At 62.4% G+C, this 21,457-nt stretch carries 23 protein-coding genes and 5 tRNA genes; 27 read left to right on the top strand and 1 reads right to left on the bottom strand.

Translation table 11 applies throughout. From position 1 onward, the window contains the following. The 27 genes from GPK42_RS09780 to GPK42_RS09650 form a co-directional block, all read left to right on the top strand. Window positions 1-232 (top strand): hypothetical protein (locus tag GPK42_RS09780; RefSeq protein ID WP_215694957.1); only part of this gene is annotated, 232 nt, incomplete at its 5' end. A 9-nt stretch (window positions 233-241) separates the two neighbouring features. Continuing rightward, window positions 242-541, top strand: a complete 300-nt coding sequence (locus GPK42_RS09775; protein ID WP_215694956.1) for a nucleotidyltransferase family protein — start codon at window positions 242-244, stop codon at window positions 539-541. Further along, a complete protein-coding gene (locus GPK42_RS09770) occupies window positions 528-911 on the top strand; it encodes a HepT-like ribonuclease domain-containing protein (RefSeq protein WP_215694955.1) in 384 nt (127 codons plus the stop codon). Before GPK42_RS09775 ends, GPK42_RS09770 begins: the two co-directional genes overlap by 14 nt. 216 nt (window positions 912-1,127) lie before the next feature. Further along, entirely contained in the window at window positions 1,128-1,916 is a 789-nt protein-coding gene (locus GPK42_RS09765; RefSeq protein ID WP_215694954.1) for a DUF3825 domain-containing protein, read from the top strand. A 138-nt stretch (window positions 1,917-2,054) separates the two neighbouring features. Next, a tRNA-Val gene (locus GPK42_RS09760) sits at window positions 2,055-2,129 on the top strand. A gap of 338 nt (window positions 2,130-2,467) precedes the next feature. Beyond that, window positions 2,468-2,540, top strand: a tRNA-Ala gene (locus GPK42_RS09755). Between the two features lie 200 nt (window positions 2,541-2,740). After that, window positions 2,741-2,816 (top strand) — tRNA-Ile (locus tag GPK42_RS09750). 200 nt (window positions 2,817-3,016) lie between these two features. Next, window positions 3,017-3,089, top strand: a tRNA-Ala gene (locus GPK42_RS09745). 75 nt (window positions 3,090-3,164) lie between these two features. Further along, the gene (locus tag GPK42_RS09740; protein ID WP_215694953.1) at window positions 3,165-5,198 is read left to right on the top strand and encodes an ABC-F family ATP-binding cassette domain-containing protein; all 2,034 of its coding nucleotides are present in this window, start codon (window positions 3,165-3,167) and stop codon (window positions 5,196-5,198) included. Then, window positions 5,185-5,481: a hypothetical protein gene (locus tag GPK42_RS09735; RefSeq protein WP_164473297.1), complete on the top strand. Its 297-nt coding sequence runs from the start codon at window positions 5,185-5,187 to the stop codon at window positions 5,479-5,481. The genes GPK42_RS09740 and GPK42_RS09735 overlap by 14 nt, the downstream gene beginning before the upstream one ends. Before the next feature lie 9 nt (window positions 5,482-5,490). Continuing rightward, on the top strand, window positions 5,491-6,174 hold the full coding sequence (locus GPK42_RS09730; protein WP_215694952.1) for a site-2 protease family protein: 684 nt from the start codon (window positions 5,491-5,493) through the stop codon (window positions 6,172-6,174). Between the two features lie 84 nt (window positions 6,175-6,258). Continuing rightward, a complete protein-coding gene (locus tag GPK42_RS09725; protein ID WP_215694951.1) occupies window positions 6,259-7,068 on the top strand; it encodes a segregation and condensation protein A in 810 nt (269 codons plus the stop codon). 11 nt (window positions 7,069-7,079) lie between these two features. Then, a complete protein-coding gene (scpB, locus tag GPK42_RS09720; RefSeq protein ID WP_215694950.1) occupies window positions 7,080-7,808 on the top strand; it encodes an SMC-Scp complex subunit ScpB in 729 nt (242 codons plus the stop codon). Then, window positions 7,795-8,754, top strand: coding sequence for a pseudouridine synthase (locus GPK42_RS09715; protein ID WP_215694949.1), 960 nt, complete (start codon window positions 7,795-7,797; stop codon window positions 8,752-8,754). Before scpB ends, GPK42_RS09715 begins: the two co-directional genes overlap by 14 nt. A 66-nt stretch (window positions 8,755-8,820) precedes the next feature. Then, window positions 8,821-9,507 (top strand): (d)CMP kinase, encoded by a 687-nt coding sequence (cmk, locus tag GPK42_RS09710; RefSeq protein ID WP_215694948.1) that lies wholly within the window; start codon window positions 8,821-8,823, stop codon window positions 9,505-9,507. A 3-nt stretch (window positions 9,508-9,510) separates the two neighbouring features. Continuing rightward, window positions 9,511-10,239, top strand: coding sequence for a lysophospholipid acyltransferase family protein (locus GPK42_RS09705; RefSeq protein WP_215674650.1), 729 nt, complete (start codon window positions 9,511-9,513; stop codon window positions 10,237-10,239). A 2-nt stretch (window positions 10,240-10,241) separates the two neighbouring features. Further along, the gene (gene ispH / locus GPK42_RS09700) at window positions 10,242-11,141 is read left to right on the top strand and encodes a 4-hydroxy-3-methylbut-2-enyl diphosphate reductase (protein WP_215694947.1); all 900 of its coding nucleotides are present in this window, start codon (window positions 10,242-10,244) and stop codon (window positions 11,139-11,141) included. Window positions 11,142-11,143: 2 nt separating this feature from the next. Then, the gene (locus GPK42_RS09695) at window positions 11,144-12,586 is read left to right on the top strand and encodes a DUF512 domain-containing protein (protein WP_215694946.1); all 1,443 of its coding nucleotides are present in this window, start codon (window positions 11,144-11,146) and stop codon (window positions 12,584-12,586) included. 10 nt (window positions 12,587-12,596) lie between these two features. After that, window positions 12,597-13,931, top strand: a complete 1,335-nt coding sequence (gene der / locus GPK42_RS09690) for a ribosome biogenesis GTPase Der (protein WP_215694945.1) — start codon at window positions 12,597-12,599, stop codon at window positions 13,929-13,931. Next, entirely contained in the window at window positions 13,924-14,607 is a 684-nt protein-coding gene (plsY, locus tag GPK42_RS09685) for a glycerol-3-phosphate 1-O-acyltransferase PlsY (RefSeq protein WP_215694944.1), read from the top strand. The genes der and plsY overlap by 8 nt, the downstream gene beginning before the upstream one ends. A 9-nt stretch (window positions 14,608-14,616) precedes the next feature. Next, window positions 14,617-15,624, top strand: a complete 1,008-nt coding sequence (locus GPK42_RS09680; protein ID WP_215694943.1) for an NAD(P)H-dependent glycerol-3-phosphate dehydrogenase — start codon at window positions 14,617-14,619, stop codon at window positions 15,622-15,624. 18 nt (window positions 15,625-15,642) lie between these two features. After that, a complete protein-coding gene (gene rpe, locus GPK42_RS09675) occupies window positions 15,643-16,314 on the top strand; it encodes a ribulose-phosphate 3-epimerase (protein ID WP_118238477.1) in 672 nt (223 codons plus the stop codon). Window positions 16,315-16,320: 6 nt separating this feature from the next. Then, on the top strand, window positions 16,321-17,499 hold the full coding sequence (locus GPK42_RS09670; RefSeq protein ID WP_215694942.1) for a cysteine desulfurase family protein: 1,179 nt from the start codon (window positions 16,321-16,323) through the stop codon (window positions 17,497-17,499). Then, window positions 17,496-18,305: a Nif3-like dinuclear metal center hexameric protein gene (locus GPK42_RS09665; RefSeq protein ID WP_215694941.1), complete on the top strand. Its 810-nt coding sequence runs from the start codon at window positions 17,496-17,498 to the stop codon at window positions 18,303-18,305. The genes GPK42_RS09670 and GPK42_RS09665 overlap by 4 nt, the downstream gene beginning before the upstream one ends. After that, a complete protein-coding gene (locus GPK42_RS09660) occupies window positions 18,302-19,021 on the top strand; it encodes a zinc ribbon domain-containing protein (protein ID WP_215694940.1) in 720 nt (239 codons plus the stop codon). Before GPK42_RS09665 ends, GPK42_RS09660 begins: the two co-directional genes overlap by 4 nt. Before the next feature lie 2 nt (window positions 19,022-19,023). After that, window positions 19,024-20,238 (top strand): bifunctional phosphopantothenoylcysteine decarboxylase/phosphopantothenate--cysteine ligase CoaBC, encoded by a 1,215-nt coding sequence (gene coaBC / locus GPK42_RS09655; RefSeq protein ID WP_252200241.1) that lies wholly within the window; start codon window positions 19,024-19,026, stop codon window positions 20,236-20,238. An 80-nt stretch (window positions 20,239-20,318) separates the two neighbouring features. Continuing rightward, a tRNA-Pro gene (locus GPK42_RS09650) sits at window positions 20,319-20,395 on the top strand. A gap of 608 nt (window positions 20,396-21,003) precedes the next feature. Here the strand turns inward: GPK42_RS09650 and GPK42_RS09645 are convergent. Beyond that, window positions 21,004-21,457: ATP-binding protein (locus GPK42_RS09645; RefSeq protein WP_215694939.1), on the bottom strand; the 454-nt coding region annotated here is incomplete at its 5' end.

The following is a 21,457-nucleotide window of genomic DNA, read 5'->3' as shown; positions in this document are numbered from 1 at the left end:
CAACCGTATTCCAGATTCTAGGACGCCGGGCCGACTCGCTTCGGATGGGGCTCTACACCAACTTTCTCGACACTACCTTTTTGTCAACAATACCACGGTTAGAGACTTTGCCAATCTCCCTCGCGTATGGCATCTTCAGATTTTGCCGCATACTACCGGATACAGCCCCTCTCTAATCACCGGCCTGTGGGACGGGCGCATGGCGATTGCCATCCTTTCAATCGGTAAGTAAAATTGAGACATGATTACGCTTGTCGACATATCCGCTGCTGTTTCTCGTGTGCTGTCTCGTTACGACGTCCGCGAGGCATACCTATTTGGCTCCTTCGCCCGTGGCGAGCAAACGCCAGATAGCGATATTGATTTGCGTCTTGTCTGCGGTGAAACAATGACGTTCGGCACGCTATACGAACTCTCCCTTGAGCTCGAAGAAGAGCTCGGACGAGATGTTGAGATTGTCACCAACCCTCCCGAGCATATGCGCCCTGCATTTCGCAAGAGCATTGAAAAGGATGAGGTGCGTCTCTATGAAGCGGCGTAAACGGGACGAGGAGCTCATCGGGGTCATTCTTTCCGATTGCGAAACTCTGGCTAGACGAATCGATTATTTTGATGCCACGGAAAACTCTTTCGTTAGCGATCGGAGCGAGGAAGGTGAGCTTGCTTACGACGCGATCATGAGCCCCGTCTACAGAATCGCCGAGGATGCACTCCATCTTTCCGATGAGATCCAATCGGCTTTTCCGGAGTATCCTTGGAACGATATTGGGGGTTTTCGAAATTTCGTAGCACATGGATACGTAGCACATGGATATCGAGAAGTCGATCGATCCCTTGCGTGGAAAGTTATCGTCGATGATATTCCTGAGCTAGAGAAAGCGTTGCGTATCTTCAGACAGCGCCAGAGCTGATGCAGCCTTGGCTGACGCGGCTCCTTTGGTATCCCAAGCGCTGGTGGTCGACGGCTGCACGATCGACGCCCGTACCGAGGGGCCAACCTTATCACGCCGGCGATGGCCTAACTCGCCAAAAAACCTCGATGCAATTGCGTTGCGCGTACCGGCGACGTGTCGCCCGTATAGAATCAAAGCATCCGCCCGCCAGCTATCAATTGGATTGGACGCCACATGGAGATCCCCAACACCCTGTGCAGCAATGTCTACGACTTTGCGTTTTGCCCCGAGCCCTGTTACGACCGCCTGGTAGACCTCGCCGATCCCGAGGACTGGGGTCCCAACAACCGTATCCTTAAGAATTACCTGTCGTTCTCGTTTAGCCGCGCGGTGTTTCTGACCGAACGCGACGTGAACCAGACCGCGCCGTCCAACCTGCCGTTGGTGTTCGACGGCGACCGCTGCCTGTTCAACACCGGCCTGTACACGCGCCGCTACGAGACCATCTACGGCCTGTTTGAGCCCAACACCAGGCCCGACGCGCGCCAGCGCTGGTTTTTGAAGGGCTTCTTTAAGGAAAGCGACCCCATGCTGGTCTCGTTTGAGTACCTGCCGTGCCGTGTGCGCTTTACCGAGGACCCCTCCGAGCTGGTCTTTGACTACCGTCTGCCGATCCGCTCCAACATCGACCACATCCTGGGCGACGAGGAAAACCTCACGCGCATCCCCGCCAGCCTGATGGGGGAGGGCAACTCGCTGCTGCTGCGCTGCGCCTTTGAGGGCGCCGTCGTCGAGGCCGCCCGCCGCGCCGCCGCCAACTACACGCTCGCCGTGCCGCAGTTCTACGGTGGCCGGATTCAACTGCTTCTGCCGCTGTGCCTAACCGGCGACAAGCCCGAGCTGGCGCTGACCATCCAACGCGAGGACGGCTTCTACGCCGCGCGCACCTGTCTCACGCTCGAGATGGCCTACAACAATGCGCGACTCATCTGCCGCCCCGAGACCTCGTGGATCAAGCGATAAAGGCGCGTTGAGCTGCTGGTTTGCTGTTTATTTGGACTGCGCCAGAGCGGCCAACGCCCACTAATTTAAAATCGTGGGCAAAAAGTACTTGGTAAACCACGCGCGGCTATGATAGTATCTCTTTTGCCGAAAGGCGACGGGCGATTGGCTCAGGGGTAGAGCATATCCTTCACACGGATGGGGTCACAAGTTCGAATCTTGTATCGCCCACCATCTAAAGCGCAGGTCAGAGGTGTTAAGCCTCTGACCTTTTTCTTTTTGACACCAAAGATGGCATCAAAACTGACATCACAATCGAATCCATGTTGTCCGAGACGCCGTTTTTTGAACGCGCTTCACGTGCGCGCTTCATTTACTGACGTTATCTTCCGTTTTTTTGGTCAGCGTTTGGTTTACTTCCGGTACTTACCCGCTGGCCGTCGTCCTGGCCGTAAAGCTCCCCGCGGGCACATGCCGCCGCCTTCCCGTTCGGCCACCGGGACGTCGCGAAAAGTTTTTCAAAAATTGTCCTTGCATCGCCGTCCGAGTTCCCGTATAGTACTTCTTCGCACGGGGGCGTAGCTCAGCTGGGAGAGCGCTTGACTGGCAGTCAAGAGGTCAGGGGTTCGATCCCCCTCGTCTCCACCCGAGCATTGAATGAGGCTCCAACGCAAGTTGGGGCCTTTTTTCATATAGGCACACAAGGTCAAAGGCGGCACCATGATCCTCCTTGTCGACAAGATCGTGCGTTGAACGACCGTCGCGTGCATGGTAGTATTTCTCCTCGTGGTGCAAAACTAATGCAAATGGATAGCCGACATTACTATCACAGCCACTAACTACAAGGGCTCTTGGCGCAACGGTTAGCGCAGGGGACTCATAATCCCTGGGTTCTGGGTTCGAATCCCGGAGGGCCCACCAGAATTTCCAGAAGGCCAGGCACTATGTCTGGCCTTCTTTCTTTTATTCTTTCTTTTATATAGCTTACATATCGGTCGATAGAAGGCCGTCCTGCCAGCTTCCGGGCGCCCCGGGTCGGCTGCCGGGACGCCGCGGCGGAAAGTTTTTCCAAAATTGTCCTTGCATCGTGGTCCGAGTTCCCGTATAGTACTTCTTCGCACGGGGGCGTAGCTCAGCTGGGAGAGCGCTTGACTGGCAGTCAAGAGGTCAGGGGTTCGATCCCCCTCGTCTCCACCCGAGCATTGAATGAGGCTCCAACGCAAGTTGGGGCCTTTTTTCATATTGGCACACAAGGTCAAAGGCGGCACCATGATCCTCCTGGTCGACAAGATCGAAAAAAGCTTCGGCGCACGCGTCCTCTTTAGCGGCGCGTCCTTCCAGATCAACCCCGGCGAGCGCTTCGCGCTCGTGGGACCCAACGGCGCCGGCAAAACCACCATGCTCAAAATCATCATGGGCATCGACAGCCCCGACGCAGGCCAGGTCCAGTATGCCAAGGACTGCCAGGTGGGCTACCTAGAGCAGGAAACCAACCTAGAGCAAAAGGACACCACCATCCTTGCCGAGGTCATGGCCGCTGCCAAGGAAATCCGCCGCATGGGCGAGCGCGCCAACGAGCTGCAGGCCCAGATCACCGAGCTCTCCGAACAGGGGAAGGACGTCGACGCGCTCCTCAACGAGTACGGCCAGGTCCAGGACCGCTTTGAGCACCTGGGCGGCTACGAGCTCGAGAGCAACGCCCGTAAAATCCTGTCCGGCCTGGGTTTCAAGGTTACCGACTTTGAGCGCCCGTGCTCCGAGTTCTCTGGCGGCTGGCAGATGCGCATCGCGCTCGCCAAACTCTTCCTGCGCCACCCCGACCTGCTGCTTCTGGACGAACCCACCAACCACCTGGACCTCGAGAGCGTCCAGTGGCTGCGCGGCTTTATCGCCAACTACGACGGCGCCGTGCTCATCGTCAGCCACGACCGCGCCTTCATGGACGCCTGCGTCGACCACGTCGCCGCCCTCGAAAACCGTCGCGTGACCACCTACACCGGCAACTACAGCAGCTATCTCAAGCAGCGCGAGGACAACCTGGAGCAGATGCGCGCCAAGCGAGCCGCCCAGGAGCGCGACATCGCCCACATGCAGGTCTTCGTCGACAAGTTCCGCTACAAGCCCACCAAGGCCGCCCAGGCGCAGGAGCGCATCCGCAAGATCGAGCAGATCAAAAAGGAGCTCGTCATCCTGCCCGAGGGCCACAAGCACATCGACTTTAAGTTTCCCGATCCGCCGCGCTCCGGCGACATGGTCGTGGGCCTCGAAGGCGTCTCCAAGTCCTACGGCAACAAGCACATCTACAGCAACATCGACCTCAAGCTCTACCGCGGCGAGCACGTGGCGCTTGTCGGTCCCAACGGCGCCGGCAAGTCCACGCTCATGAAAATCCTCGCCGGCCTGGAGCCACCCACCACCGGCACCCGGGACCTGGGCACCAACGTGGGTGTGGCCTACTACGCCCAGCACGCACTCGAGGGCATGACCGAGTCCAACACCGTCCTGCAAGAAATCGACACCGTCACGCCCAAGTGGACCGTGCCGCAGCAGCGCAGCCTGCTGGGCGCCTTCCTGTTTAGCGACAACGATTCCATCGAAAAGCAGGTACGTGTCCTCTCCGGCGGTGAAAAGGCGCGTCTGGCGCTCGCCAAGATGCTCGTGGCCCCCGAGGCGCTCCTGTGCCTGGACGAGCCCACCAACCACCTGGACATCGACTCGGTGGACATGCTCGAGAACGCCCTGCAAAACTTCCCGGGCACCATCGTGCTGATCAGCCACGACGAGCACCTGGTACGCGCCGTTGCCAACCGCGTGATCGACATCCGCGACGGCAAGGTCACGGTCTACGACGGCGACTACGACTACTACCTCTACAAGCGCGAGGACCTCGCAGCCCGCGCCGCCGCCGAGGCGGCAGGGGAGAGCGCGCCCGCCGCGGCCAAATCCGCCAAGGTCACCGCGGCCCAGCCCGATGCGCCCGCCGTCGCCCCCAAGCCGGCCGAAGGCAAAAAGACGAAGGAGCAGAAGCGCGCCGAAGCCCAGGCCCGCGCCGCGCTCAACAAAAAGCTCAAGGGCGTGCGCAACCAGCTCAAGAAGATCGAGACGGAACTCGACAAAAAGCGTGCCCGCTATGACGAGCTTATGGAATTGATGGCAAGCGAAGAGCTTTATGCCGATCAGGACAAGTTCAACGCCGCGCTGGGGGAATATAACGGCCTTAAGCAAGAGCTGCCCAAGCTCGAGGACGAATGGCTGGAGCTTTCCACCCAGATCGAAGAGGAGACCGCGCGTGAACTCTCGTAAGGCCGCTGCCGTGGCGATGAGCATCATCGCCATCGCCTGTCGCATCTGCGGCATTTTTATGAGCGCGATGACCGTGCTGCTGTGCTTTAGCGGCCTGACCGCCAAGCTGCAGATCGTCGGCTTTGTCGTTGAGCTTTCGCGCGCACTGCCGAGTGCCATCGCCGGCTACGGCGTCATCACCTCGCCCTTTGGCGGCGTGTTCCGCTTAGATTACGCCATCGTGGCCGTCATCCTGTTTGTGGCCGACTACCTGCTCACGCGCGCCTCGCGCCGCGTCCGCTAGGGGATTGTTATGTCCAGCAGCTACTTCATGAACCTGCTCGCCAGCGCGGTCGCCGTCATCGTCGGCATCGTGATCCACGAGAGTGCGCACGCCGCCGCGGCCTGGGCACTCGGCGATAAGACGGCCCGTTCGCGCGGTCGTGTCTCGCTCAACCCGCTCAACCATATCGACCCGTTTGGCACCATCATCTTGCCGCTGCTCATGCTTGCCGCCGGCGGCCCGGTGTTCGCCTTCGCCAAGCCCGTGCCCGTGTACCTCAACAACCTTAAGCATCCCAAGCGCGACGAGGTCCTGGTGAGCGCGGCCGGCCCAGCATCGAACATCGCGCTGGCATGCCTTGCGGCCGCCCTCATGCACGCTGCGTACGGCAACCTCTACACCAGCATGTCCTTTGCCGTAGCGTCCCAAATCATGAACTTCGGCGCCACTTTTATCGTGGTCAACCTGTCGCTCGCGTTCTTCAACCTCATCCCGATCCCGCCGCTCGATGGCTCGTCGATCATCGTCCCGTTCCTCAAAGGCAAGGCGCTCGCCAACTACTACCGTCTGCAGCAATACGCCATGCCCATCCTTATCATCGTGCTGTATCTTCTGCCCATGTGGACCGGCATCGACGTAATCGGCCGCTATTTCGACGTTACCGTGTATCCGCTTGCTGAGCAGCTGCTCAACTTCGCAATCGCCGGCATCTAAGGTAAACTTACAGGCCGACCGTGCAAAACGGTCGCAACATGTACCCAAACCGCGCCGCGAAGGCGCCGTCAGAGGAGGTCGAAGATGTCGTATCGCGTGTCGACGCAGGTCTACAGCGGACCGTTCGACCTGCTGCTGCAGCTGGTAACCCGCCAAAAAGTTGATATCGGCGCCATCTCGATCAGCGAGGTGGCCGAGCAATACCTGGCCGAGGCCGAGCGCATCGAGGCGCTGGACCTGGACGTGGCGAGCGACTTTTTGCTGGTCGCGGCAACCCTTTTGGACATTAAGGCAGCCTCGCTGGTTCCCCAGGAAACCCCGAGCAAAACAGTCGACGATGACGAGTTCGACGAAGACCTCGAGGAGCTCAGCGCGCTCGACGGCGACGCCCTGCGCGAGGTCCTAATCCAGCGCCTGATTGCCTACAAGCAGTTTAAAGGCGCGGCGGCAGCTCTCGGTGCTCGCATGCAGGCCGAAAGCCGCATGCACCCGCGTGTGGCCGGTCCCGACCCCGAGTTCTTGGGCCTCATGCCCGACTATCTTGCTGGCATTACCTTGCGCGGTCTCGCCGTCATTTGCGCCGACCTCGACGGCAAGCGACAGACCTTCTTGCTGGAGGCCGAGCATGTGGCGCCGCATCGCGTGCCGCTCGACCTGACCGTGGCCTCAGTCGACCGCTTTACCATGGCGCACCAAACCTGCACCTTCCGCGAGCTACTGGACGGCGATGCCACCACCGAGCAGCTCGTCGTCACCTTCCTAGCTATGCTTGAGCTCGCCAAGCGCGGCTCGCTCACCCTGAGCCAGGACGAGATCTTTGGAACCATCCGCATCAACCGCGTCGAGGGCGCCGAGGCCTATGTGCCCGGCGAGGGCCCCGAGCTCACCGAATAGGAGTCGCAACCATGTCAACCCTTTCCACGCTGGAGGCAAACAGCCTCAAAGGCGCCCTCGAGGCGCTGCTGCTGGTGTCGAGCGACCCGGTGAGTGCGCCCGCGCTGGCCGGCGCACTGGATATCGCCCCCGGCGAGTGCGCGTCGCTGCTCGCCGAGCTCAAGGTTGAGTACGAGGAGGCCAACCGCGGCTTTCAGCTGCGCGAGGTCGCCGGCGGCTGGCGCCTGTTCACGCACCCCGCTTACCACGACGTGGTCGAGGCCTATGTGTTGAGCTGGGACACGCAAAAGCTGTCCCAGGCGGCGCTCGAAACCCTGGCCGTTATCGCATACCACCAGCCCGTAACGCGCGAGGTGGTCAAGGGCATCCGCGGCGTCAACTCAGACGGCGTCATCGCGTCGCTCGTGGACAAGGGTCTGGTGCGCGAGCTCGGCCGCGACCCCCAGCGCGGTCAGGCCATCATTTACGGCACGACCAACGCCTTCTTGGAAAAGTTCGGCCTGCGCTCCACCCGCGACCTGCCCGACCTGGAGCAGTTTGCCCCCGACGAGCAGTCGCGTCAGTTTATCCGCGAGCGCCTGAGCGGCCACAGTATTCAGTCCACGCTCGAGGAGCAGGCCGAGGACCTGGACGAAGAGCGCGAACTGCTCGATACCGATGTTGAAGATGTTGAGGCAGTCGAGGACTTGGAGACCCTAGTCGTCGACGAGACCTCGGAGGATTTGCATGACGAGGACTAACGAAGTAGGGGAGACGCGCGCCATGGGCACCGCAGCGCCCGATGCCCAGCACGTCTATCCGCACACCATGCGCCTGCAGCGCTTTTTGGCGCGCGCGGGCGTGGCGAGCCGTCGCGGCTCGGAGGACCTGATGACCGCTGGCCGCGTGACCGTCAACGGCCAGGTCGCGACCGAACTGGGCACCAAGGTCGACGTCGACCGCGACCATATCGAGGTCGACGGCATGCCCGTCAAGCTCAACCAGGGCGCCGTATACTTGATGCTCTACAAGCCGACCGGCTACCTCGCCACCATGAGCGATCCGCAGGAACGCCCTTGCGTGGCCGATTTGGTCCCGCGCGACCGCTTTCCGGGACTCTTCCCGGTGGGTCGTCTGGACCGCGACACCACGGGCCTTTTGCTCTTTACCACCGACGGCGACCTGTCGCAGGACCTGCTGCACCCCAGCAAGCATGTCTATAAGACCTACCAGGCACTCGTTGACGGGCAGCTGACCGAACGCGATCTAGACCCGCTCCGCCATGGCATCGAGCTCGACGACGGCCTATGCCAGCCGGCAATCTGCCGCGTCATCACCGCGCGCGAGGCCGAGGCCGTGGCTCCGCAAGGCGTCAAGCCCGGTACCACCGCCGTGGAGGTCATCATCCGCGAGGGTCGTAAAAACCAGGTTAAGCGCATGCTGAGCAAGATCCACCACCCGGTGATCCGCCTGCATCGCTGCAACTTTGCCGGCCTGGAGCTCAAGGACGTGGCCAAGGGCTCGTGGCGCGAGCTCACCGACCGAGAGGTGCAGATCCTCAAGGCCGGCGGCATCCCGCCCAAGCAGGCCAGCGCCAAGCGCAACGGCGGCAAGCCCCAAAACACGCCCGCCAGCCGCACGCGTCACCACGGCAGCCACGGCTCCGCACCCAAGCGTAACACCTACCGCGAGCGCTACACGGGCTAGGCAACCCGCCGCGCCCCAACGCCCGCGAACCATACCAGCACGTCAACCATCGAAAGGAAGCATTGCATGATCGTCGCCATCGACGGCCCCGCCGGTTCCGGCAAGTCAACCATCGCCAAGGAGATCGCCCGCCAGCTGGGCTTTAACAAGCTCGACACGGGCGCCATGTATCGCGCCGTCACCTTTGCCGCGCTCGACCGCGGCGTCGATCTGGACGACGAGGCGGCCATCGACGCCCTCGCCGAGCAGATCGAGATTCGTTTTACCAACGGCACCGGCGAGGACACGCGCCTGACCATAGACGGCCAGGACGCTTCGGCCGCCATCCGCACCCCGGAGGTCGACGCCAACGTGTCCAAGGTCTCGGCCTATCCGGGCGTGCGCGCCGCCATGCTCATCCATCAGCGCCGTGCCGCCGAGGACCGCGACATCGTCGCCGAGGGTCGCGACATCGGCACCGTCGTGTTCCCCAATGCGCAGGTCAAGGTCTTCCTGACGGCCGACCCGCGTGAGCGCGCCCGTCGCCGCGTGCTGCAGCGTCACCAAAACGATGCCCAGCCGCTCACCGCAGAGCAGCTCGAGGCTGAGGTCGACGAGACCCTCGACTCCCTCAAGCAGCGCGACAAGCTCGACAGCAGCCGCGAGGTCGCCCCGCTCGTGCCCGCCGAGGATGCCGTACACGTCGACTCCACCGCCCACGCCATCGACGAGGTCGTCTCGATAATCGAGGACCTCATCAACCAAAGGAGGTAGCCCATGCGCCTGTTTAAGCAGACGCCCGAGGATTATTACAACGCCCCCTACGCCGAGTTCCCGGCGCTCATCCGCGGCACCGTCGTCGTGGTCATGGCAATCCTTTGGGCCTTCTCCAAGCTCATGTGGCGTTGGAAGGTCGAGGACGCTGACCTGCTGTTTGAGCGCCAAGAAGGCCGCGGCAGCGTGGTCATCTGCAACCACACCTCGATGGCCGAGCTCCTGGCCGTGGAGACGGCACTGTTCTTTGGGGGCCGCCGCATTCGCCCCATCTTTAAGTCCGAGTTTGCCAAGAGCAAGATCGTGCGATGGGCCTTTAGCCGCGTGGGCGGCATCCCCGTCGAGCGCGGCACCGCTGACATGAAGTGTCTGCGCGCCGCCCAGCATGCGCTGCAGCGCGGCGAGGACGTCTTGATCTTCCCCGAGGGCACGCGCATCCGCTCGCGCGAGATCAAGCCCGAGGTCCACGGCGGCTTTGCGCTCATTGCCCAGATGGGCAAGGCACCCGTCAACCCCCTCGCCATCTGCGGCTGGTCCGACATCACGCCTGCGGGCAAAAGGATCATGCGTCCCAAGAAATGTTGGATCCGCGCCGGTAAGGCCGTCTCGCTTTCCGACGCACCGGCTGGGCTTAAGCGCACGGAGCGCCTGGAATGGTTTGAGTCCGAGGCCATGAACCGCGTCTACGCCATGCGAGACGATCTGTGCGCCGAGCATCCGGGCAGGTTCTAGCCATGAGCGAGAACGTGACGAACACCGCCGCGACCGCGTCCGACCAGGCAACAGCGCCTACCATCGAGATCGCCGCCCACGCCGGCACTTGCTACGGCGTACAGCGTGCGCTCGATATGGCGCTGGCCGCCGCGCCGCAGGCAGGGGAGTGCGCTCAGGTCCATACCTTGGGTCCGCTCATCCATAACCCCATCGTGGTACGCGAGCTCGCTGAGGCAGGCGTTGGTCTGGTAGACACCTTGGACGACGCCGCATCGGACACCGTGATCATACGCGCCCACGGCGTGGTGCCGCAGGTTATCGATGCCGCTCGCGGGCGTGGCCTTACCGTGGTCGATGCCACCTGTCCCTACGTGAAGAAGGTCCACGTGGCCGCCGAGCGGCTGGTGCGCGAGGGCTATCGCGTACTCGTCGTGGGCGAGCCGGGCCATCCCGAGGTGGAGGGCATCCTGGGCCACGCTGGTGGTGACGCGCAGGTCGTGAGCTGCGCTGCCGATGCGGACGCGCTGCCGCTCAAGGGTAAGGTGGGCCTCGTCGTGCAGACCACCCAGACCGCGCAGAACCTCGCCGAGGTCGTGGCTGCCATCACCCCGCGCGTGCAGGAGCTGCGCGTGATCAACACCATCTGCGCCGCCACGAGCGAGCGTCAACAGGCAGCAGCCACACTTGCCAACCGCTGTGATTGCATGGTCGTCGTGGGCGGCAAGAACTCGGGCAACACCCGTCGCCTGGCACAGATTTGCGCAGACGCCTGCGAGCATACGCATCACATCGAGGAAGCTTCCGAGATCCAGGCCGCGTGGTTTACCGACGCTCACCACATCGGCATCACCGCCGGAGCCTCCACCCCGCAAGAACACATCGAGCGCGCCGTTGCGCGCATCAAGGAGCTTTGCCGCTAACCATGGACCAGACCGTACCCGCATACGCCGCCGAGGTGGCCGATTACGGGCGCAGCCGCGACCCCGAGCCGGGTGAGGGCGCGCTCGTAAAGAACGTGCGTCCCGAATCGCCCGCGTGGGATGTGGGTATCGAGCCGGGCATGCGCGTGCTCACGGTCAACGGTGAGGCGCTCACCGACATGATCGTGTGGCTCTGGGAGGCCGACGACGATACCGTCGAGCTGGAGGTTTTCGATCCGCGCGACAACACCGTCACGCCCGTCGAGCTCGACCGCTTTCCCGGCGAGGACTGGGGCCTGGAGTTCGACGGCCCCATCTTTGACGGCATGCGTACCTGTGTGAACGCCTGCGTGTTCTGCTTTATGACCATGCTGCCCAAGGGTGGCCGCTCCACGCTCTACATCCGCGACGATGACTATCGCCTGAGCTTTTTGCAGGGCAACTTTGTCACGCTCACGAACCTCACCGACAAGGACGTGCAAAACGTCATCCAGCGCAACATGAGCCCCATGAACGTGTCGGTTCATGCCGTGAGCCCCGACGTCCGCCGCCGCATGATGGGCCGCAACGCCCAGCGCGGCATGGACGTACTCGAGGCCATCATGGCCGCCGGCATCGAGATTCACGCGCAGATCGTGTTGTGCCCCGGCATGAACGACGGCGAGGAGTTGGAAAAGACCCTGCGCTACTGCGAGGAACATGAGCAGATCACCAGCCTGGGCATCGTGCCGCTCGGCTTTACCAAGCACCAAAACCGCTTTAGCTGGTCATACAGCGACAAGCCCGAGCTAGCGCGCGAGACCATTGCCATGATCCGACCGTTCCAGGATCGAGCCTACGAGCGCTTTGGCCGCCACACCTTCCAGATGAGCGACGAGTTCTACCTGGATGCCGGCATCGAGCCGCCCGAGGCCGATTTCTACGACGGTTACCCACAGTACTACGACGGCATCGGTATGATTCGCTCGTATCTGGACGAGACCGACGACGTGCTGGCTACCGACGCCGAGCGACTGGCCCGCGTCCGCGCTGGCATCGCCGAGCGCAACCAGCGCCTTCTGTGCCTCTCTGGCGCCAGCGCGCGCGACACCGTGGCACGCTTTGTGGAGTCGCCGCATGGTCTCGGCGGCACTGTCACGGCCATCAAGAACCGCTACTTTGGCGGCAACGTGGACGTGACCGGCCTCATCGTCGCGTGTGACATTCTGGAGCAGCTGCCCCAAGACCTGTCGGGGGTTATGCTCTTTGTGCCTAAGCTCATGTTCAACGCTGACGGCATGACGCTTGACGAGTATCATCGTGACGATTTACTCGCAAGCCTTACTAGTCGCGGCGCCGAGGCTCATGTGGTATCGACCATGCCGCATGAGCTGCTCGATACCCTGGAGCACATCCTTGGCATTGTGCCTGCCGACTCTAACACTTCCACTGACCCTACCCATTAAAGGAGAGCAGATGAAACCTATCGTCGCCGTCGTCGGACGCCCCAACGTGGGCAAGTCCACGCTCGTTAACCGCCTGGCCCAGACCTCGGACGCCATCGTCCACGAGTCCCGCGGCGTTACTCGCGACCGCTCGTATCACACGGCCGATTGGAACGGCCGCGAGTTCACCATCGTCGACACGGGCGGTATCGAGCCGCTCAAGAGCGACGACGTCTTTGCCACGTCCATCCGCGACCAGGCCCTCGCCGCCGCCGAGGAAGCCGCCGTCATCCTGTTTGTGGTCGACGGCCGCACCGGCGTCACCGAGGAGGACGAGTCGGTCGCCCGCATGCTCAAGCGCTGCGACAAGCCGGTCTTTCTGCTGGTGAACAAGCTCGACAACCCCGATCGCGAGAACGACAGCATCTGGGAGTTCTATTCGCTCGGCATCGGCGAGCCCACGCCGCTCTCGGCCCTGCACGGCCACGGCACGGGCGACCTGCTCGACGATATCGTGGCCCTGCTTCCGGAGGAAGAGGACGAAGTCGCCGATGAGTTCCCCGATGCGCTGAACGTCGCCATCATCGGCCGCCCCAATGCCGGTAAGTCGTCGCTGTTCAACCGCATCCTGGGCGCCGACCGTTCCATCGTGTCCAACATTGCCGGCACCACGCGCGATGCCATCGACACGGTCGTCGAGCGCGACGGCAAGCACTACCGCATGGTCGACACCGCGGGTATTCGCAAGAAGAGCACCGTGTACGAGAACATCGAGTACTACTCGATGGTCCGCGGCCTGCGCGCCATCGACCGCGCCGACGTGGCGCTGCTCGTCGTCGACGCCTCCGTGGGCGTCACCGAGCAGGATCAGAAGGTCATGGGCTTGGCCATCGAGCGCGGATGCGCCATCGTGGTGCTGCTCAACAAGTGGGATCTGCTCGACGACGACCGTAAGCGCGAGGCCTGCATGGAGACCATCGACCGCCGTCTGGGCGTCATGGCTCCCTGGGCCCAGTACCTGCGCATCTCTGCCCTCACTGGCCGCAGCGTCGAGAAGATCTGGGCAATGGTCGACGCCGCCGAAAAGACGCGCTCGCAAAAGATCAGCACCTCGCGCCTTAACACGTTCCTCACCGACCTGCGCGAGTTTGGCCACACCGTGGTGGACGGCAAGCGCCGCCTGCGTATGCACTACGTGACCCAGACGGGCGTCAACCCGCCGACGTTCACGTTCTTCGTCAACCATAGCGACCTGGTCAACGACACCTACCAGCGCTACGTAGAGAACCGCATGCGCTCGACCTTCGATTTTGCTGGCACGCCCATTCGACTCTTCTTTAGGAAGAAGGAGCAAAAGGATGCATAATCCGATTCTGCTGACCGCTATCTGCGCCGTGGTCTCGTTCTTTATCGGGGCGATTCCGTTTGGCCTGATCTTGGGCCGCGTGTTCAACCACACCGACATTCGCAAGGCGGGCTCCGGCAACATCGGTACCACCAACGCCCTGCGTGTGGCCGGCCCCAAGGTGGCCGCGCTCACGCTGCTGCTCGACTGCCTTAAGGGCGCCATCTGCGTCCTTATCGCCCGTCCGCTCATCGCTGGCGTGGGCTATGGCTTCCCCGTAAGCATCATGGCGCCCGGAGCCCCCGGCGACTGGATGCTCGGTGTCATCTGCCTGGCAGCGGTGTGGGGCCACATCTTCTCGCCCTACCTCAACTTCCATGGTGGCAAGGGTATTGCCGTGGGCCTGGGCGTCATCCTCGCCTGGTACTGGCCCATTGGCCTGTCGCTGCTGGGCATGTTTATCGTGGCCGTTGCCATCACCAAATACGTGTCGGTGGGCTCACTTGCCGCCGCCATCGGTCTTCCCATCGCCTCTTGTGCGGTCTTTCCGTACAGCAGCCTGGGCCTCAAGTTTTGCATGGCGCTGATCGGCATCACCGTGGTGTGGGCCCATCGTGCGAACATCAAAAAGCTCATGGCCGGTAAGGAGTCCAAGCTCTCGTTTACCAAGCGCGTCACCGAGCCCGACGATAAGTAGGAGAGAGTCATGAACGTTGCGTTGATTGGCTCCGGCTCCTGGGGAACCGCCGTCGCCGGCCTTGCCGCCGCGCGAGCCGAGCGCGTGACCATGTGGGCCCATAGCGAGGAGACGGCCGCCGGCATCAATGACGAACATCACAACCCCCGCTACCTTGTGAGCTACGAGCTGCCCGGCAACGTCGTCGCCACCACGGACCTGGTACAGGCGCTCGACGGCGCCGAGGCCATCATCTTCGCCGTTCCTTCGACGCACCTTCGCAGCGTGTGCCACCAGGCCGTGCCCTTTATCGCCGCCGATACCCCGGTGCTCTGCCTCACCAAGGGCATTGAGCCCGAGTCCGGCCTGCTCATGAGCGAGGTCATCGCCAGCGAGATCGGCAACGAGGCGCGCGTGGCGGCGCTCTCGGGTCCCAACCATGCCGAGGAGATCTGCCGCGGCGGGCTTTCTGCCGCCGTCATCGCCAGCAAAGATCCGCAGATAGGGGAGACATTTAAGGACCTGCTCCTGTCCACGGCCTTCCGCATTTATCTGTCGCAAGACATGACCGGTGTCGAGGTCTGCGGCGCCATGAAAAATGTCATCGCCATCGTGTGCGGCATCTCCGCCGGCACCGGCGCGGGCGACAACACGCTCGCCCTCATCATGACGCGCGGCCTAGCCGAGATCAGCCGTCTGGTGCACGCCCGCGGCGGTCAAGCTATGACCTGCATGGGACTTGCCGGCATGGGCGACCTCATTGCCACCTGCACCTCGGAGCATTCGCGCAACCGCACCTTTGGTTACGAGTTTGCCCACGGCGTATCGCTCGACGAGTATCAGACGCGCACGCATATGGTTGTCGAGGGCGCCGTCGCGGCCCGCAGCGTCAGCGAACTTGCCCGTTCACTGGGCGTAGACATTCCGCTCACCTTTGCCGTGGAGCAAACGCTCTACAACGGTGTTACTTTGGATAGGGCGCTCGAGATTCTTACCGATCGCGTCCCTTCTCAAGAGTTCTACGGACTCACCGACTAGCGCAGAAAGGCTTCTACCATGGGTTCCATCAAAATCGCTCCGTCTGTCCTTTCGGCCGACATGGCCAACCTCAAGGGCGAACTCGACAAGATCGCCGGTGCCGACTACGTGCACTTCGACGTTATGGACGGTCACTTTACCGGCAACCTCACCTTTGGCGTTGACATCCTTAAGGCCGTCAAGCGCTCCACCGATGTACCGGTCGACGCGCACCTCATGGTGACGAACCCCGACGAGACGGTCGATTGGTACGCCGACGCCGGTGCCGACATGATCACCGTGCACTACGAGGCTTCCACGCACCTGCACCGCACGCTCACGCATCTGCAGCAGCGCGGCGTCAAGGCCGGCGTGGTGCTCAACCCCGCCACCCCCGTGTGCGTGCTCGAGAGCATCATCGACGTCGTCGATATGGTGCTGCTCATGAGTGTGAACCCGGGCTTTGGCGGCCAGAGCTTTATCCCGGGCACCATCGCAAAGCTTCACGAGCTCAAGGCCATGTGCGAGCGTCACGGCGTTTCGCCCCTCATCGAGGTCGACGGTGGCATTTCTCCCAAGAACATTGCCGAGGTCGTCAAGGCCGGCGCCAACGTGCTCGTGGCCGGTTCTGCCGTATTTAAGTCCGAAGATCCCGCTGCCGAGGTTGCGCTGCTGCAGAAGCTGGGCAACGAGGCCGCACAGGAGGCATAAACCCTTATGACCGCAGGTCAAAACCGCATACCCGTGAATCTTGACTATGCCGCCTCGACGCCCATGCGCGCCGAGGCGCTCCTTGCGCAGCGCGAGTACGACGACAGCGAGCTTGCCGGCGTCAACCCCAACTCGCTGCATTCGCTCGGCCGCAAGGCTGCCGCGCGTCTGGAGGTTGCACGTCGCGAGATCGCCCGCAGCTTTGGCGCGCGCGTCCGCCCGTCCGAGATTGTACTGACCAACGGCGGCACCGAAGCCAACCAGCTGGCGCTGCTCGGTCTTGCCGAGGGCGCTCGTCAGCGCGATCGCAAGCGCGGTCGTGTAATCGTATCGGCCATCGAGCACGATTCGATTCTGGACAACCTGCCGTTGCTGCGTGCCGCCGGCTTTACCGTCGACCTGGTGAAGCCCTGCCGCATGGGCTACATTGAGCCTGCCACGCTTGTCGAGCTGCTAGGCGACGACGTGGCGCTCGTGAGCATCATGGTTGCCAACAACGAGACCGGCGTGGTGCAGCCCATCCGCGAGCTTGCCGCGGCCACGCATACCGTTGGCGCCCTGTTCCACACCGATGCCATCCAGGGGTATCTGCATATTCCGCTCGATGTCACCGAGCTGGGCGTCGACGCCATGTCCGTCGCAGCCCACAAGATTGGCGGTCCCGTGGCATCTGGCGCACTCTACCTTAAGAGCCGCACGCCGCTGCGCCCGCGCATCTTTGGCGGCGGACAGGAGGCCGGTCGTCGTGCCGGCACGCAAGACCTGCGAACGCAGCTCGCCTTTGCCGCTGCCGCCTCATCTCTGACGCCCCATGTGGCTCAGGAGCGCGCGAAGCTGCAAGCCCTTTCCGACAAGCTCTACGCCACGCTTACGGCTCATCCGCGTATTCATGCCACCATGGGCGACTACGCACAGGCCGATCGCCTGCCGGGCATGGTGTCGATCTACGTTGATGGCATGGACTCCGAGGAGCTCATCGTCAAGCTCGATGCCGCCGGCTTTGAGGTTTCGGCCGGCTCGGCATGCTCGAGCGGCAGCATGGACCCGAGCCATGTGCTCAGCGCCATGGGCATTGTTCGCGAGCAGGCACTAGGTGCACTGCGCATTTCCTTTGACGACCGCGTGAATCCGGACGATCTGGACGAGTTTGCCCAAACGCTGCTCTCGATCGTGGGTGCCGTATGATCGTCGCCGAGCTTGAGCGCGCGCTGCTGGCACGCTATCCCAAGACCAATGCCGAGAGTTGGGACCATGTAGGACTCTCCGTCGGCGACCCTGCCGCGGAGATTACCGGTGTTGCCTGCGCACTCGATGCGACCGAAGCCAATGTGCACCGCGCCCAGGAGGCCGGAGCCAACGTGCTGCTGACGCATCATCCCATCTATATCAAGGCGCCCGAGGCGTTTTGCCCGCCCGGCGCGACGCGCCCCCAATGCAGCGCGGCGCTCTACGAGGCAGCCCGTTGCGGCGTGAGCATTATCTCGCTCCACACCAACCTGGACCGCTCGCACGAGGCACGTATCTGCCTAAGTAGGCTTTTGGACGCCGCGCCCGCAAGCTCGTTGGAGCACGTGGACGACCCCGAGGCCTGCGGACTGGGCGCACTCGCGACCCTCCACGACCCCTGCAGCCTGCGCAACCTTGCCGCACGCGCCGCAGCGGCGTTTGGCAGCGACCCGCGCGTGTGGGGCGAGGCCGATCACCCGTGCCGCACCATCGCAATTTTGGGCGGTTCGCTGGGTGACTTTGGCGAGCTTGCCATCGCCGCCGGTGCGGATGTCATCGTGACGGGCGAGGCGGGCTACCACGTGGCGCAAGACCTTGCCTTGCGCGGGCTGCCGGTGATCTTGCTCGGCCACGACCGCTCCGAGGAGCCGTTCGTTGATATATTGATGAACTCTGCAGTTGACGCCGGGGCCGACCCCCGTCATGCGATTAAAATACTGAACCCTTGCCAATGGTGGACTGTGACAAAAGGAGAGAACTTATGAGCGCCGGCGCTACGCTACTCAAGCTGCAACAGATCGATTTGGAGCTCGCCCGCAACAAGAGCGAACTTGCCAATATGCCGGAGCTCAAGGAGCTCGCTTCCAAGCGCAAGACCTATGTAAAGCTCAAGTCCGAGATGACCAAGCTCTACGCCCAACGCAAGGACCTGGACATTGAGCTCGACGATCTCAACACCACCGAGATTCAGACCAACAACGCCATCGAGGCCGCCAAGAAGCGCCACGTCGACGGCTCTGACTACCGCGAGGTTCAGGACCTGGAGAATGAACTCGCCACCCTGGCCAAGCGTCTGGACAAGATTGAGCACACCCGCAAGGACGTCGTTGTCGCCCACAAAGAGGCGCTCGACCGCGAGACCCGCGCGCAGACGATCATCGCCAAGTTCGAGGAGGGCGTGAAGGCCGATACCAAGGCCGCCCGCGCCAAGGCTGCCGACCTGCAGGCTCAGATCGATGCCGCCACCAAAGAGCGCACCGCGCTTGCCGCCACGCTGCCGACCGACGTGCTCATCGACTACGAGCGCCTGCTCAAGCAGTTCCGTGGCCTGGCCGTCGAGACCATCCAGGGCAACATTCCCACCATCTGCCACACCGCGCTGCAGGCATCGTCCATGAGCGACCTCAACCACGACGGTAGCGAGATCGCGCACTGCCCGTATTGCCACCGCCTGCTGGTGCTTCCCAGCAAGGAAGCCTAACGATGACGGCGGCGCCCAACAATTCAATGCAACTTGAGGGGAAAACGATCCTGCTGGGTATTACCGGCGGGATCGCCGCCTATAAGTCGTGCAATATCGTGCGCCTGCTGCAAAAGCGCGGCGCGCGCGTCAAGGTCGTTATGAGTGAGCATGCCACCGAGTTTGTGGGCCCGCTCACTTTCCGTGCGCTCACCAACGAGCCGGTCGCCGTGGGCCTGTTCGACGACCCCTCCGACCCCATCCACCACATTTCACTGGCCCAGGAGCCCGATCTGGTGGTCGTAGCGCCCGCGACGGCCAACATTATCGCTAAGATGGCCAACGGCATTGCCGATGACCTGATTTCCACGACGCTGCTCGCCACGCCGCGACCCATTGTGATCGCGCCGGCCATGAACAATGGCATGTGGAAGGCACCGGCGACGCAGGCCAACATCACCACGTTGCGCGACCGCGGAGTGCACGTGGTTGGCCCCGGCAGCGGCTACCTTGCCTGCGGCGACGTGGACACAGGACGCATGAGCGAGCCCGAGGACATCGTCGAGGCCGTTTGCGGGGTGCTCAATCCCGTGCCCCAGGACCTTACGGGCAAGCGCATCGTCATCACCGCCGGCCCCACGCATGAGCCGATCGATCCTGTGCGCTTCATTGGCAACAGGTCGTCGGGAAAGATGGGCATCGCGCTGGCAGGGGAGGCCGTACGCCGCGGCGCTGCGGTCACGCTCGTGCTGGGACCGACATCGCTCGATGTTCCTCGCGGCGTTAAGTGCGTGCGCGTGCAGACCGCCGCAGAGATGCTGCAGGCGGCGTTAAGCGCCTTCCAGACGGCCGACGCTGCCATTTGCGCTGCGGCCGTCGCCGACTACACACCCGCCGCTCCAGCCGACCATAAACTCAAAAAGTCCAACGAACGCTTGGATCGCATCGAACTGGTCGAGACGGTCGATATTTTGGCCGAGCTCTCGCGTCAGAAAGGCGAGCGATGCGTGATCGGATTTGCTGCCGAGACCGATAACGTTGTCGAGTACGCCGAGCGCAAATTAGCCCGCAAGGGTTGCGATGTAATTATCGCCAACGATGTCTCACGCGCCGATTCGGGCTTTGGAACCGACACGAACAAGGCCTGGATTGTGAGCACAACGGGCACGCAAGAACTTCCCGTGCTAACAAAACCCCAGCTCGCAGATACAATTTTGGACTTGCTTCAAAATTTGTAAAAAAGTTCTTGCACAAGGACAAAGTTTCGGGTTAATATACTCCCTGTTGCGAGCGAGAGCAGAGCAACAAACAAAAGCTTCGGGACGTGGCGCAGCTTGGTAGCGCACTTGACTGGGGGTCAAGGGGTCGCTGGTTCGAATCCAGTCGTCCCGACCAGAAGTTTGCAGGTCAGGCACCTAGTGCCTGACCTTTTTTGTTTTAAGCAATTGCTTAATTTTGATTAAGCAACAGGGTGCCACAAATCTACCTGAGCGATAATCGCCTTTTGCTGCTACTTGCGCGTTTTGCACGCGCTTGAGCCGATTTATTAACGCGATATGAATCTACATACGCGTAGCTGGTATACAGCCGAGTACGGGCTGTATTTATCGCGGCGATTTACGCAGATATAGCGACTGTAACGAACAAGCGTGTCGCTGTATTTATTCCAGTAGCTCACTTGATCGGTGGACAAGTGGGCTGTTGCAACGAAACGCCAAGCAGGATGAACGCCATACGAGGACACCGCAGGGGTAATGGCGAGGGGAGGGCGGCAGGCGCTCTGAGAGCCGCTGTATAACCCCATGTCTCCTTAACACGATAATATGTGTATCAAGCCACGAATCGGTCGAGCAATTGCCAAAAGAAAGGCCCATGCAGGATTGCACGGGCCTTACATCAGATCAAATTTGAGCTAGAAGCACCAAATGGGGCAGACGCAACACCATCTCGTCGCGGCCTCGGCGAGCGACATATCGCAGTCGAGGTAGACATCGAGGAAATCGTCAGATCCCGCACAGGGGGACCGCGATGGTGGCCACCGCACCGCCCGAGGGGCCGTTGGCGAGCGAGACGGAGCCCCCGTGGGCGCTCGCGGCCTCGGAGGCGACGTGGAGGCCGAGCCCGTAGTGGCGGCCTCCGTCACGCGAGGAGCGGGAGGAGTCGTCCGTGAAGAGGCGCTCGCAGCCGCGTTCGAGGGCGGCAGGAGAAAAGCCCGGTCCGTCGTCGGCAACCTCGATGACGAGGCGCCCGCCCGCGACGTCGCAGGAGACAGCCACGCGCGAGCGTGCGTGCTCGGCGGCGTTGGCCACGAGGTTTGCGGCGGCTCGCGCCAGGGCGGTTCTGTCGAGCGGGGCCTCGGGCGCGCCCGCGACAGCGGGGCCCGTGGCAGCGTCGAGCGCCACGCCTCGCGCCCGAGCGATCTGGGCGGCCTCGGCGAGGACCTGCTCGCAGAGCTCA

Origin of the sequence: Collinsella aerofaciens, from assembly GCF_018785265.1 — a bacterium.
Taxonomy (GTDB): Bacteria; Actinomycetota; Coriobacteriia; order Coriobacteriales; family Coriobacteriaceae; genus Collinsella; species Collinsella aerofaciens_AI.
The sequence above is the reverse complement of the archived record's forward strand: the minus strand, read 5'-3'. Positions and strand labels throughout refer to the sequence as shown.

What these genes read in the sequence shown, in the direction of transcription:
- GPK42_RS09695 (WP_215694946.1), top strand. Translation starts at nt 11,144, where the DNA reads ATGGACCAGACCGTACCCGCATACGCCGCCGAGGTGGCCGATTACGGG.
- plsY (WP_215694944.1), top strand. Translation starts at nt 13,924, where the DNA reads ATGCATAATCCGATTCTGCTGACCGCTATCTGCGCCGTGGTCTCGTTC.
- GPK42_RS09680 (WP_215694943.1), top strand. Translation starts at nt 14,617, where the DNA reads ATGAACGTTGCGTTGATTGGCTCCGGCTCCTGGGGAACCGCCGTCGCC.
- GPK42_RS09660 (WP_215694940.1), top strand. Translation starts at nt 18,302, where the DNA reads ATGAGCGCCGGCGCTACGCTACTCAAGCTGCAACAGATCGATTTGGAG.
- GPK42_RS09665 (WP_215694941.1), top strand. Translation starts at nt 17,496, where the DNA reads ATGATCGTCGCCGAGCTTGAGCGCGCGCTGCTGGCACGCTATCCCAAG.
- GPK42_RS09730 (WP_215694952.1), top strand. Translation starts at nt 5,491, where the DNA reads ATGTCCAGCAGCTACTTCATGAACCTGCTCGCCAGCGCGGTCGCCGTC.
- GPK42_RS09770 (WP_215694955.1), top strand. Translation starts at nt 528, where the DNA reads ATGAAGCGGCGTAAACGGGACGAGGAGCTCATCGGGGTCATTCTTTCC.
- rpe (WP_118238477.1), top strand. Translation starts at nt 15,643, where the DNA reads ATGGGTTCCATCAAAATCGCTCCGTCTGTCCTTTCGGCCGACATGGCC.
- coaBC (WP_252200241.1), top strand. Translation starts at nt 19,024, where the DNA reads ATGACGGCGGCGCCCAACAATTCAATGCAACTTGAGGGGAAAACGATC.
- GPK42_RS09740 (WP_215694953.1), top strand. Translation starts at nt 3,165, where the DNA reads ATGATCCTCCTGGTCGACAAGATCGAAAAAAGCTTCGGCGCACGCGTC.
- der (WP_215694945.1), top strand. Translation starts at nt 12,597, where the DNA reads ATGAAACCTATCGTCGCCGTCGTCGGACGCCCCAACGTGGGCAAGTCC.
- scpB (WP_215694950.1), top strand. Translation starts at nt 7,080, where the DNA reads ATGTCAACCCTTTCCACGCTGGAGGCAAACAGCCTCAAAGGCGCCCTC.
- GPK42_RS09765 (WP_215694954.1), top strand. Translation starts at nt 1,128, where the DNA reads ATGGAGATCCCCAACACCCTGTGCAGCAATGTCTACGACTTTGCGTTT.
- GPK42_RS09715 (WP_215694949.1), top strand. Translation starts at nt 7,795, where the DNA reads ATGACGAGGACTAACGAAGTAGGGGAGACGCGCGCCATGGGCACCGCA.
- GPK42_RS09670 (WP_215694942.1), top strand. Translation starts at nt 16,321, where the DNA reads ATGACCGCAGGTCAAAACCGCATACCCGTGAATCTTGACTATGCCGCC.
- GPK42_RS09775 (WP_215694956.1), top strand. Translation starts at nt 242, where the DNA reads ATGATTACGCTTGTCGACATATCCGCTGCTGTTTCTCGTGTGCTGTCT.
- cmk (WP_215694948.1), top strand. Translation starts at nt 8,821, where the DNA reads ATGATCGTCGCCATCGACGGCCCCGCCGGTTCCGGCAAGTCAACCATC.
- GPK42_RS09705 (WP_215674650.1), top strand. Translation starts at nt 9,511, where the DNA reads ATGCGCCTGTTTAAGCAGACGCCCGAGGATTATTACAACGCCCCCTAC.
- GPK42_RS09725 (WP_215694951.1), top strand. Translation starts at nt 6,259, where the DNA reads ATGTCGTATCGCGTGTCGACGCAGGTCTACAGCGGACCGTTCGACCTG.
- ispH (WP_215694947.1), top strand. Translation starts at nt 10,242, where the DNA reads ATGAGCGAGAACGTGACGAACACCGCCGCGACCGCGTCCGACCAGGCA.